The following is a 12,057-nucleotide window of genomic DNA, read 5'->3' on the forward strand; positions in this document are numbered from 1 at the left end:
TTCAGCTCTTGGCGAGGCGTTGCAATTTCTCGACAGCCGTATCAGGATTTTCGCCATAGGCAATGGTGCCGAAGAAGCCGCCCTTGCTGTCGAGCAGATAGATCGACGCAGTGTGGTCCATCGTGTAGCCATCACCACCCTCTACGGGAACCTTGCGGGCGTAGACGCTGTAGCCCTTGAGCATGGCGGCAAGCTTGTCGGGCTCGCCGGTGACGCCGACGATGCGATCGGAAACATTGCCGACATAGGCTTTCAGCGTTGCCGCGTCATCCCGCTCCGGATCGACCGTCACGAAATAGGCGTTGACGCCATCCGCCTCGGGTCCGAGCTTTTTCAGCCAGCCGTCAAGTTCGAACAGGGTCGTCGGGCAGATCTCCGGGCAATGGGTGAAGCCGAAGAAGATTGCCGAGGGCTTTTGCCGGAAAGCTGCTTCGGTGATCGGCTCGCCATTCATCGTCGTCAGTCGAAACGCTGAACCGAACGCGCCTTGCGCCCCGCCTGCGCTCTTGCGCGACGCCTCAAAAGTGACCCATCCGGCCGCGGCCACAACAAGCAAGGCCGCCGCGATAAGAAGAGGCAACAGGCGTTTGTTCATGAATGAAGGCTCCGCGACGGCGTGGCGGCTACATGCACCAGGCAAGACCCGCATTGATGAGAGACAGAAAGATAGAATCGCTGTTGTTAAACCATGCGGCAAAGGTCAGTCCCGTTGCGACTGACGCGCCAAGCGCGAGCGCTGCGTAGAGCATCAATCTGGGCGTGCTGACCGACGGCGATGTTTTCATGACGCGAATATAGGATTTGCCCGCGGTTTATGCAAAAGAAATGCCGTGGGCCCGATGCCCGCCAACCAGTTTCGAGAAGATGCCATGGCTGAGACCAACGATCCCCGTTTCATGAACGAGCAGCCGCGTATCCATCCGACCGCGCAGCTCAAGGGCGTCAAGCTCGGCAAATATGCGGAAGTCGGTGAAAGAGTGATCCTGCGCGACGTGACGGTCGGCGATTTCTCCTATCTGGAACGGCACAGCGAGGGTATCTACGCCGAGATCGGGCGCTTCTGTTCGATCGCCGCCAATGTTCGCATCAACGCGCTCGAACATCCCATGGAGCGGCTGACGATGCACAAGGTCAGCTATCGCCCGAATGAATATTTCCGCTTTCAGGGCATCGATAACGGGTTTCGCGCCCGCAGACAGGCGAAGCGGGTCCGCATCGGCCACGATGTCTGGATTGGCCACGGCGCGGTGATCATGCCCGCTGTCGAGATCGGGTACGGCGCCGTCATCGGCGCCAATGCCGTGGTCACGCGCAATGTCGAGCCCTATATGATCGTAGCCGGCAGCCCGGCAAGGATGATACGGCCGCGTTTCCCGCAGGCTATCGCGACACGCCTCCTCGAACTTGCGTGGTGGGACTGGCCGCTCGACAGCATCTTCGAGGCAATTCCCGACATCCAGTCGCTTTCCATCGAAGACTTCCTGGCAAAGTGGGAAGGGCATCGCCCCGGCTCATAATGGCTTGCAATCGCCGCCTTAAATCGCCAACTGTCTCTGGCGAACGTTTTGAACCTCCGGAGATTTGAATGAAGAAGACATTGATTGCACTCATGCTTTTCGGCGCGGCGGCATTCCAGCCGGCAACTGCCGAAGAGGTCGGCAAGGTGGGCGTCGACTGGTTCGGCAATGATATCGTCATCGATGCGGTCCATGATCCGAAAGTGGAGGGCGTGACCTGTCACCTTGCTTCTTTCTCCCGCGGGGTTATCGATCGGCTGCAAAAGGGCAACTGGTTCGAAGACCCGTCTAATGCCTCGATTTCGTGCCAGCAGACAGGCCCCGTGACCATCGGCGATATCCAACTTGGCGAAGGCGGCGAACGTGTATTCTCCGAGCGCACCAGCCTTATCTGGAAGAAGCTCGTCATCACCCGCATCTACGACAAACCCAACAATTCGCTGATCTATCTGGCGCACGCGACCCAGGTTCAGGACGGCTCGGCCAAGACCTCGATCTCGACCATCCCGCTTTTTGCCGGCAATGTGACCTGGACCAAGGGCAAGCCCGAATAGAGGGTGGGCGGCCTGCGATGGCGGATTATGGTAGCCCATTCGTCTAATAGGAATTTATTCTTATAACGTCTAGAGTAGGACCAGTTCTGCATCGAGGAAACTGGTCATGAAATTCACGATTAAAAATCATAAGCTTGCTTCGATCGGTTCCCAGCTTCCGTTCGTTGCTTCTCCCAATGTCGGCGGCGCGCTGGCCCCGAAATTCATCGTCATTCACTATACTGCAAGTGGGCCGGACGCCGATATCGCCCGATATTTTTCGCAAAAGTCCGCCAACGTCGCGGCTCACCTCGTCGTTTGCCGCGATGGCTCGATCCGTCAGTGCGTGCCCTTCGACAAGGTTGCATGGCACGCAGGTCAAAGCCGCTGGACCGGCAAGGGCGGCCGGCAATATTCCGGCCTCAACAATTCTGCGATCGGCATCGAGATCGAGAACTGGGGACCGTTGAACAAGAGCGGCGCCGGCTGGGTATCGTGGACGGGTGCGCCTGTCGAAAGTCAAAAGGTTATCGAAGCAAGGCACAAGTTCGGCGCGCCCGATTGCGGGTGGGAGGTTTTCACGACGGTGCAGCTCGAGACCGTGATTGCGGCGGTCCAGGCGATCTGCGCCGAATATGCCATCGAGGATATTCTCGGCCACGACGATATCGCGCCCGGCCGCAAGTCCGATCCCGGCCCGGCCTGGGACATGGCGACGTTCAAGGCCAAGGTGAAAGGCGAGGCCGAAGATGGCGATGCGGTGATGGTCGTGCATTCCCAGAGCGGGCTCAACATCCGCTCCGGTGCCGGGGCGTCGTTCCCGCTGGTTCATAATATGCTGCCCGATGGTACGAAGGTTCTGGTGCACGAAGCCAGCGGCAAATGGCGCTACGTTTCGGTGCTCGAGGCTTCAGGAAAGGCCGACTTTTCGGGCTGGGTTCACGGCGATTGGCTGGTTTAATCCAGCCAGTCAAATCGCCTGAACGAAACTGTCGAGCACGCGCTTCTGGCCTGCCTTGTCGAAATCGATCGTCAGCTTGTTGCCTTCGATCGAGGAGACGTTGCCGTTGCCGAATTTGATATGGAAGACGCGGTCGCCCACGTCGAAGTTGGAGGGCGTTTCGCTGACGGATTTTGCCACGAGTTCCCCATCTATGGTGCGGCCCTTGACTGAGCCGCGTCCGGCGCCGAAGCCCGAATCCGTCTCGCCATAGCCGATCCGCTCCACCTTCGCGCCTGAGCGTGAGCCCCAATTATTGCGCGTGGCGTCAGAGCGATGCTGCTGCGCCCGCTGCCAGCCTGGGGTCGAATAGCTGTTCTCGAACGGGTCGGCGCGGTCGAACCGCGACTGGCCATAACCGCCGCGTCCGCCATAGCCCCCATAGGAATCGCCACCCGCGACGACGTCCACATGCGCTTCCGGCAGTTCTTCGAGGAAGCGCGAGGGGATCGTCGATTGCCACAGACCATGGATGCGCCGGTTGGAGACGAACCAGATGTGAAGGTTCTTCTTGGCGCGGGTCAGCCCGACATAGGCGAGGCGGCGCTCCTCTTCGAGGCCGGACCTTCCGCCTTCGTCAAGCGCCCGCTGGTTCGGAAAGAGACCTTCCTCCCAACCGGGGAGAAATACCGTCTCGAACTCCAGTCCCTTGGCTGAATGCAGCGTCATGATGTTGACGGAGTCAAGGTTCTCGTTCCGCTCGGCATCCATGACCAGCGCGACATGTTCTAGGAACGAGCGCAGCGACTCGTATTCCTCCATCGAGCGAATCAATTCCTTGAGGTTTTCTAGACGGCCCGGCGCTTCGGCCGACCGATCCGCCTGCCACATCGCGGTATAACCGGATTCGTCGAGGATCCGCTCGGCGAGTTCCGTATGCGGGGTATTGTCGATGAGCGCCTGCCAGCGCTTGAAGTTCTCGATGACTTCACGCAACGCTGAACGCGGCTTCGGCTTCAGCTCTTCGGTTTCGACAAGGTCGACGGCGGCATCGAACATGCTGATGTCGCGGGCGCGGGCATAATCATGCAATTGGCGGATCGCTGCCTCGCCAAGCCCGCGCTTCGGCGTGTTGACGATGCGCTCCAGGGCAAGATCGTCGGAAGTCTGCGCCACGACACGCAGATAGGCGAGGGCATCGCGTATCTCGAGGCGTTCGTAAAAACGCGGTCCGCCTACAACCCGGTAGTTCAGTCCGAGCGTGACGAAGCGGTCTTCGAATTCGCGCATCTGGTGGGAGGCGCGCACGAGGATCGCCATGTCGTTGAGATTGTGGCCGCGACGCTGCGCCTGCTCGATTTCTTCGCCGACAGCGCGGGCTTCCTCTTCGGAATCCCAGGCGGCGTGGACATTGACCTTGGCATCGTCTGGATTTGCCGCATCGGTGAAGAGCGTTTTGCCGAGCCGGCCTTCATTGTGCGAGATGAGGTAGGAGGCAGCACCGAGAATATGGGCGGTCGAGCGATAGTTGCGCTCGAGGCGGATGACCTTGGCGCCGGGGAAATCCTTCTCGAAGCGCAGGATATTGTCCACCTCCGCGCCGCGCCAGCCATAGATGGACTGGTCGTCGTCGCCGACGCAGCAGACATTCTTCGACCCCTGCGAAATCAGGCGCAGCCACATATATTGGGCGGTGTTGGTGTCCTGATACTCGTCGACCAGAATGTATCGGAACTTTGCGTGATATTCCTTCAGGACATCCGGATTGGCGCGGAACATGCGGATCGGATGACATAAAAGATCGCCGAAATCGCAGGCATTGAGCGTCTTCAAGCGGTTTTGATAGGCCGTATAGAGTTCGCGCCCCTTGCCGTTGGCAAATGACCGCGCATCGCCCTCCGGTATCTCAGCCGGACCGAGGCCCTTGTTTTTCCAGCTGTCGATCATCAGCGCGAATTGCTTGGCCGGCCAGCGCTTGTCGTCAATTCCCTCGGCCTGGATGATCTGCTTGATGAGGCGGATCACATCGTCCGTATCGAGAATGGTGAAATCGGATTTGAGCCCGACAAGTTCGGCGTGCCGGCGCAGGAGCTTGACACCGATCGAGTGAAACGTGCCAAGCCAGGGCATGCCTTCGACGGCGCCGCCGACAAGGACCCCGATGCGCTCTTTCATCTCGCGCGCTGCCTTGTTTGTGAAGGTCACGGCGAGTATCTGGCTCGGATAGGCTTTACCAAGTGAGAGGATATGCGCAATGCGGGAGGTCAGAACGCGGGTCTTGCCCGTGCCGGCACCGGCGAGGACGAGGACCGGTCCCTCCGTCGTCTCCACGGCAAGGCGTTGCTCGGGATTGAGGCCATTGAGGTAAGGCGGTGCGCCGCGCGCCTGCATGGCGCGCGCAGCTATGCCCGATGGACGCCGCGGCGCCTCAGGTTCATCGAAGAATGGAATATCGTCAGGCAATCCGGCCATTTGAACCCAATGTAATGATTCGGGATCGAAAAACCAGATAAAAGCGATACAAAAAGAGAACGGGCGCGCGCTGAGACGGCCCCGGGCGGTGTATATCTCCAGTTGAATTGTTCCTTAGTCGATATTGCTTCAAGCAATTTAAAGGCTTACCCATTTTGACCAGAGCCGACTCTGGCAGTCGCCGGCGCATTCGCAGCCGCATGCCAAGGCCACCGAACCGAACCTGATTGAGCCTGGAAAGGACCCCCACCATGGCAATCACTCTGACGGCGCTCATCTTCTTCATATTTGCAGCGGTGCTTGGCGTCGGCGGGATCTGGCTCATTATTCTCGGCGGCAGCTGGTACTATCTTATCGCTGGCATCCTCTTCCTTGCCACGTCGATCCAGCTTTTTCGCAAGCGCAGTTCCGCCCTCATCATCTACGCCGTCCTGGTCATAGGCACGCTGGCCTGGGCAATCTGGGAGATCGGGTTCGACTGGTGGCAGCTTGCGCCGCGCGGCGGCGTGATCATGCTTTTCGCGCTCTGGTTGCTGACCCCATGGATCCGGCGTGAGCTCAACGAGGAAGAGGGAAGGTCGCCCTCTGATTTTCTGCCGGCACTGCCATTGGCCATCGCGGCAATCGTCGGGCTCGGCGTTGCCGGCTACGCGATGACAGGCGATCCGCTTGAGATCGTGGGCGAACTCAGCAAGGAAGTCATCGTTGCCACGCCTGACCTTGGCGGCAATGTGCCGGACAATGAATGGCACCAATATGGCCGCACGCCCTATGGCCAGCGCTATTCGCCGCTGAAGCAAATCACGACCGAGAATGTCGGCAACCTGCAGCTCGCCTGGCAATATCAGACCGGCGATGTGAAGCTGCCGCAGGACGTTGGGGAAACCACCTATCAGGTCACGCCGCTCAAGGTCCACGATACGCTCTACCTGTGCACGCCGCACAATTGGGCGATCGCTATCGATGCGGCGACGGGCAAGGAGAAATGGAAGTTCGATCCGAATGTCGGTCTCAACCCGGATCGCCAGCATCAGACGTGTCGCGGCGTCTCCTATTATGCCGATCCGAATGTGACGGCGGGGCAACCCTGCGCCGAGCGCGTGTATCTGCCGACGTCTGACGCCCGTCTGATTGCCCTCGATGCGGCCAATGGCCAAATCTGCCCATCCTTCGGCGACAAAGGCACAGTCCATCTTGAAAAGGGCATGCCTTACAATCCCGCCGGCTATTACTATTCGACATCGCCGCCGGTCATAGCGGCTGGCAAGATCATTGTCGGGGGCGCCGTCAATGACAATTACTCGGTCCACGAACAATCCGGGGTCATCCGCGCCTTCGACATCAATAACGGCGCCCTGATCTGGATCTGGGATTCCGGCAATCCGGACGTAACGACGCCGTTGCCCGAAGGACAGACCTATACGCATAACTCACCGAACAGCTGGTCGGTATCCAGTGTCGATGAGAAGCTTGGCCTCCTCTTCGTGCCGCTCGGCAACCAGACGCCCGACCAGCTGGGAGCGGGGCGAAGCGAGAATGTCGAGAAATTCTCCTCGTCCATCGTTGCCCTCGATTTGAACTCCGGGCAGTTGCGCTGGGTGCGCCAGACCGTGCATCACGACCTCTGGGACATGGACATTCCGGCCCAGCCGGTGCTTGTCGACATCAATACGGCTACGGGCTCGGTGCCAGCCCTGGTCGGCCCCACCAAGCAGGGCGACATCTATGTTCTTAACCGGCGCACGGGCGAACCGATCATACCGGTCAACGAAGTGCCGGCGCCAACGGGCGCCATCGAAGGCGATTTCACGTCACCGACGCAGCCGGTTTCGGACCTTACGTTCATGCCGCAGCGCCTGACGGGCAAGGACATGTGGGGCGTGTCGATGTTCGACCAACTCGCCTGCCGAGTCGCGTTTCTTCGCCTGCGCTATGACGGGCGCTATACGCCGCCCTCGCTGCAAGGCTCGCTGATCTATCCGGGCAATTTCGGTGTGTTCAACTGGGGCAGTGTGGCGGTTGATCCGGCGCGCCAGGTGATGTTCGGCATGCCGACCTATCTCGCCTTCACCTCGCGGCTGGTGCCGCGTGCCGAAGTGCCGCCGCCCGGTGCGGGCACGAAAGGCAGCGAGCAGGGCCTCAACCGCAATGAAGGCGCCCCCTATGCGGTCTATATGGGGCCGTTCGTCTCGCCGCTTGGCTTGCCTTGCCAGGCGCCGCCGTGGGGCTATGTCGCCGGCGCGGATCTGCGCACCGGCAAAATCGCCTATAAGCGCCGCAACGGCACTGTGCGCGATTCTTCGCCGCTGCCCTTGCCCTTCAAGGTCGGGGTGCCGGGCATCGGCGGGCCTATGATTACGGCAGGCGGCGTCGCCTTCCTCGGTGCGGCCGTCGATGATTACCTCAGGGCCTACGATCTAACGAGCGGCAAGCAATTGTGGCAGACGCGGTTGCCAGCCGGCGGCCAGTCGACGCCGATGACCTATGCGCTCGCCGACGGCAAGCAATATGTCGTCATCGTCGCCGGCGGTCACGGTTCGGTCGGGACCAAGCCCGGCGATTACGTCATGGCCTATACATTGCCGAAGTAAGCATCATCGCTGCGGCAATTTCAGCGGCGCGCCGGTCTTCACCGTCCGGATGGCGAAGTTGGAGCGTATATCGGCGACGCCGGGCAGAAGGAGCAACTTGTCGGTGAGGAAGCGTTCATAGGCGCTGAGGTCTTCGACCACCACTTCGGCCAGAAAATCTGCCGTGCCTGAAATGAGGAAAGCGGCCGCAACCTCAGGCATCGCCAGGAGCGCGGCCTGCTGCGCTTCCGAGTTTTCGCGGCTGTGGTGCCCGACCTTTATTTCCACGAAAACCGTCAAGCCGAGGCCTACGGCCTTGCGGTCGATGTCGGCGCGGTAGCCGCGGATCACGCCGGATTTCTCGAGGTTGCGGATACGCCGCAGGCAGGGGGACGGGGAGAGGTTCACCTTCTCGGCGATCTCCACGTTGGTTGCACGCGCATCCTCCTGCAACGCCTCAAGAATGCCGATATCGAAATTATCCATATTTGGCATAAATGACCTTTTACAGGGTTCGAGCTTCCCGAAAGTTGCTGAAAGCATAGGTAGAGCGGCATCAACTTGCAAGGACATGCTTCGACCGTTTGCCCTATTGTTCTCTCAACCGAACGATGTTTCGGACGAAACGAAAGGACATTCCGATGGTTGCTCTTGCCCCCGAAATGAAGAAGTCCAATTCACTGGGAGCCGGTTACGCCGGCGCATTGATTACCATCCTTATCTGGGCGACGTGGATCATCGCCACCCGGCACAGCAGCGCAACACACCTTGGCACCATCGATCTCGGCTTGATCCGCTATGGTGTTCCGGCGCTGGTCCTTGCGCCGGTCTGGCTCAGAACCGGGCTCATTCCGCGCGGCGTGCCAGTCAAGCTTGTCGCCATCATGGTCTGCGGGGCAGGGGCACTCTTCTTCCAGATCACCACCTTTGCCATCCATTCCACGCCTGCTTCGGCGGTGGGCGTATTGCTCGGCGGATCGATGCCGCTTGCTGCCGCACTGATCGGCGTGGTCGTCTTCGGCGAGCGGCCGGATTTCACCCGCTGGCTCGGTCTTGCCGCAATCGTGGCCGGTCTTGCGATACTTCTCACCATCGCGCTCGGCAGCCACGCGATCGGGTGGATCAGCTTTACATTTCTGCCGCTGGGAGCTCTCCTGTGGGCCGGCTATACGCATGCGTTCAAGCGCTCCGGCCTCACGGCGCTTGAAGGCGGCGCGTTGATTGCGGTCTGGTCTTTCATCATCCACATTGGCCTCGCGCTTGTCTTCGGTACGGCCATCACCAGCGTTCCCCTGGCGGAGATCGCGTTGCAGTTTCTCAGCCAGGGCATCCTGTCGGGCCTCGCCGCCATGCTCGCCTATGGGATCGCTGTGCGTGTGCTGGGCGGCAGCCAGGCAGCGGCCTTCAGCGCCCTCACGCCGGTTCTTGCCGCGCTTGGCGGTGCCATCTTCCTTGACGAACCGGTCGGCGTCTGGGAGATTGCGGCAGCATTGATAACCGGGCTTGGCGTTGCCCTCTCAACCGGCATCCTTTCACACCGCTGCAAGCGCTGATGTGAAAGGTCGGCGCCTCGCCCCCCAACAAGGGTGAGGCTGTCATGAACGATCCTAACGCTACTCCGAAAATCACGCAGGCCATGGTCGATGCCTATGACGAGTATACGCACCTGACGCTTGACCGGCGCTCTTTCATGGACAAATTGACCAAGCTTGCCGGCTCGGGTGCTGCTGCCGCCATGATCGCCCCGCTGCTGGCGGCAAATTCCGCGAGAGCGGCCATCGTCGCTGCCGACGACAAGCGCCTGCTCACGAAGGATGTCGTGTTTCCCGGATCCAAAGGCGAGATCAAGGGCTATAGGGCAAGCCCTGCCGATGCGTCCGGCAAGCTTCCCGGCGTCGTCGTCATCCATGAAAATCGTGGCTTGAACGATCATATCCGCGATGTCGCACGGCGCGTGGCGCTCGAAGGCTTTGTGGCGCTCGCGCCTGACCTGTTGTCCGTTTCGGGAGGAACGCCGCCGGATGAGGACAAGGCCCGCGACATGATCGGCGCGCTCGATGCCAGCATGGCGATTGCCGAAGGTGTCGCGACCATCGAATATCTGAAGAATGACAAGGCTACCAACGGCAAGGTCGGGGTCGTCGGCTTCTGCTGGGGCGGCGGGCTTGTCAATGACCTTGCCGTCAATGCGCCCGATCTTGGCGCAGGTGTCGCCTATTACGGGCGCCAGCCCAAGGCTGAAGACGTGCCGAAGATCAAGGCGCCGCTCCTCCTGCAATATGCCGGGCTCGATACGCGCATCAATGCGGGCATCGACGCCTACAAGAAGGCGCTCGAGGCGAATGGCAAGACCTTCGAAATCTTTGTCTATGATGGCGCCAATCACGCTTTCAACAATGATACCTCAGAGGCACGTTACGACAAGAAGGCCGCCGAGCTTGCCTGGGGCAGGACAATCGGCTTCTTCAAGAAGAACCTGAGCTAGCGCGAAACAGCGAACGAGGCCAACGGCTTGCGAGAACCGTCGCGGAGCACTACTTCTGGATGACGTTCACGCAAGGAACCGCCAATGCGCCTGGTCACAATTGCCCTAAGCTTTCTGATGTTGCTGCTCGCCGGCATTGGGGCAAGCCGCGCTGATGATGTCGTATTTCCGGGCGGATCGAGCATAGGGCTTGTCCCGCCGCCCGGGCTGGTGCTTTCCACCAATTTCAGCGGTTTCGAAGACGCAGCCAAAGGTACCTCCGTCGTCGTCACCGAAATGCCCGCCGACGCCTATGCGGCACTGGCGGCGAAATTCAATCCCGAGGGCCTGCGCGAGACGGGCATCGAAACTGTGGGCCAGCCTGAAAACTGGCCGGTTCAGGGCGCGGTCGTCTCCAAGCTCATGCGCGGCAGCCAGATGGCGGCCGGCATAAAATATCGCAAATGGATCGTGCTCGTCGGCGCACAATCGACGACGGCCATGGTCACGGTGCAAATTCCCGATGGCGTCGAAGGCGGCCTGTCCGATGCCGATGTCGATCAGGCGCTGCGCAGCATCGTCGTGCGTGCGCCGCCAAGCCTCGAAGAACAGATCGCATCGCTCCCCTTCAAGCTGACCGACATGGCAGGCTTTCGTCCTGTGCGCGTCATTGCCGGCGCGACGTTTCTTTTGACCGAAGGCGCAAACGACGTTGCGACGAACTCCACACAGCCGATGGTAATCATCGCCTCAAATCTCAATACGGCGCCCGAGCCGTCCACGCGCATGGACTTTGCCAGGCAAGCGTTCGCCTCGCTGACCGGCATCAAGGATGTCAGTTCCGACAATGAATCGAGTTCGGAAGCCGATGGCGCCGAATGGGTGGAAATCGACGGCAGCGCCAAGGATGCGGCGAGCGGCGATCCTCTCTACGTCGCTCAAATTGCCCGTTTCGAGGCCAGCCGCTATGTCCGCGCCATCCTGATCGTTCGCGACAGTGAGAAGGCCAAATACGCCGATCGCTTCCGTAAACTAGCCAAATCCATGACGATCAATTAAAATTAGTCATGGAAAAGAGCTATCGACTCAGTGAAGACCAGATACGGCCATTGATTCGCAACTATGGTGGCTGCATCGCTACGGACACGATAACGATCGATGGTTTTCCGGTGCGTTTCATGTACCGCGAAGACCCCGACAACGAGTTCGACAGTGGCTGGCGCTTCCTTTCCGGCTTCGAGAGCGACGACTACATGGAAGATCCGGAAAACAGCGGCATCTTTGACGTCAATACGATCGCCAATTACGATCCGAGCATTATCCCCTTGCTGGACGCCCCCGTCGGCAGTGTCTTCGAGAAGACCGGTCAGCAGGAACGCTTCGTCGCGGTGACCGATTGGCATCCGGATGACGATGACGACGAGGAAGACTGACACGCGGCGTTGCGACGCGCTGGGCAGGCCAATTTCACACTGAGTTACAACTGGACAAGTCACGTGCATTCCCCGAAAATGCGGCGATAATCGATGAATCCTCGATTGTTGTGCCCAGCCCACTCTTG

11 protein-coding genes are annotated in these 12,057 nt (G+C 60.0%); 8 read left to right on the forward strand and 3 right to left on the reverse strand.

Annotated features, from left to right (window positions below; translation table 11 throughout):
• Position 1: 1 nt before the first annotated feature.
• A complete protein-coding gene (locus tag BLR72_RS03340; protein WP_091945065.1) occupies positions 2 to 595 on the reverse strand; it encodes an SCO family protein in 594 nt (197 codons plus the stop codon).
• A gap of 274 nt (positions 596 to 869) precedes the next feature.
• Between BLR72_RS03340 and BLR72_RS03345 the strand changes: the two genes are divergently transcribed.
• The 3 genes from BLR72_RS03345 to BLR72_RS03355 all read left to right on the forward strand — a co-directional run bounded on the left by BLR72_RS03345 (position 870) and on the right by BLR72_RS03355 (position 3,011).
• Positions 870 to 1,517: a DapH/DapD/GlmU-related protein gene (locus tag BLR72_RS03345; protein WP_091945067.1), complete on the forward strand. Its 648-nt coding sequence runs from the start codon at positions 870 to 872 to the stop codon at positions 1,515 to 1,517.
• 68 nt (positions 1,518 to 1,585) lie between these two features.
• A complete protein-coding gene (locus BLR72_RS03350; RefSeq protein ID WP_091945069.1) occupies positions 1,586 to 2,071 on the forward strand; it encodes a CreA family protein in 486 nt (161 codons plus the stop codon).
• 106 nt (positions 2,072 to 2,177) lie between these two features.
• Complete coding sequence (locus tag BLR72_RS03355) at positions 2,178 to 3,011, forward strand: N-acetylmuramoyl-L-alanine amidase (RefSeq protein WP_091945070.1); 834 nt, start codon at positions 2,178 to 2,180, stop codon at positions 3,009 to 3,011.
• 9 nt (positions 3,012 to 3,020) lie between these two features.
• Here the strand turns inward: BLR72_RS03355 and BLR72_RS03360 are convergent, their stop codons facing one another.
• Positions 3,021 to 5,462 carry an ATP-dependent helicase gene (locus tag BLR72_RS03360; protein ID WP_091945072.1) on the reverse strand — a complete coding sequence of 814 codons (2,442 nt, stop codon included), beginning with the start codon at positions 5,460 to 5,462 and terminating at the stop codon, positions 3,021 to 3,023.
• A gap of 251 nt (positions 5,463 to 5,713) precedes the next feature.
• Here BLR72_RS03360 and BLR72_RS03365 point away from each other — a divergent pair, with 251 nt between their 5' ends.
• A complete protein-coding gene (locus tag BLR72_RS03365) occupies positions 5,714 to 8,053 on the forward strand; it encodes a glucose/quinate/shikimate family membrane-bound PQQ-dependent dehydrogenase (RefSeq protein ID WP_091945074.1) in 2,340 nt (779 codons plus the stop codon).
• A gap of 3 nt (positions 8,054 to 8,056) precedes the next feature.
• On the opposite strand, the gene BLR72_RS03370 is transcribed toward BLR72_RS03365, so the two are convergent.
• Positions 8,057 to 8,527 (reverse strand): Lrp/AsnC family transcriptional regulator, encoded by a 471-nt coding sequence (locus BLR72_RS03370; protein WP_091945076.1) that lies wholly within the window; start codon positions 8,525 to 8,527, stop codon positions 8,057 to 8,059.
• A gap of 146 nt (positions 8,528 to 8,673) precedes the next feature.
• On the opposite strand from BLR72_RS03370, the gene BLR72_RS03375 reads away from it, so the two are divergent.
• The 4 genes from BLR72_RS03375 to BLR72_RS03390 all read left to right on the forward strand — a co-directional run bounded on the left by BLR72_RS03375 (position 8,674) and on the right by BLR72_RS03390 (position 11,929).
• Positions 8,674 to 9,585, forward strand: coding sequence for a DMT family transporter (locus tag BLR72_RS03375; protein ID WP_027231874.1), 912 nt, complete (start codon positions 8,674 to 8,676; stop codon positions 9,583 to 9,585).
• A gap of 44 nt (positions 9,586 to 9,629) precedes the next feature.
• The gene (locus tag BLR72_RS03380) at positions 9,630 to 10,517 is read left to right on the forward strand and encodes a dienelactone hydrolase family protein (protein ID WP_027231873.1); all 888 of its coding nucleotides are present in this window, start codon (positions 9,630 to 9,632) and stop codon (positions 10,515 to 10,517) included.
• Positions 10,518 to 10,601: 84 nt separating this feature from the next.
• Positions 10,602 to 11,555, forward strand: a complete 954-nt coding sequence (locus BLR72_RS03385) for a hypothetical protein (RefSeq protein WP_027231872.1) — start codon at positions 10,602 to 10,604, stop codon at positions 11,553 to 11,555.
• Positions 11,556 to 11,563: 8 nt separating this feature from the next.
• Positions 11,564 to 11,929 carry a DUF2185 domain-containing protein gene (locus BLR72_RS03390; RefSeq protein ID WP_027231871.1) on the forward strand — a complete coding sequence of 122 codons (366 nt, stop codon included), beginning with the start codon at positions 11,564 to 11,566 and terminating at the stop codon, positions 11,927 to 11,929.
• Positions 11,930 to 12,057: the final 128 nt, after the last annotated feature.

The organism is Phyllobacterium sp. YR620 (assembly GCF_900104165.1).
Taxonomy (GTDB): Bacteria; Pseudomonadota; Alphaproteobacteria; order Rhizobiales; family Rhizobiaceae; genus Phyllobacterium; species Phyllobacterium pellucidum.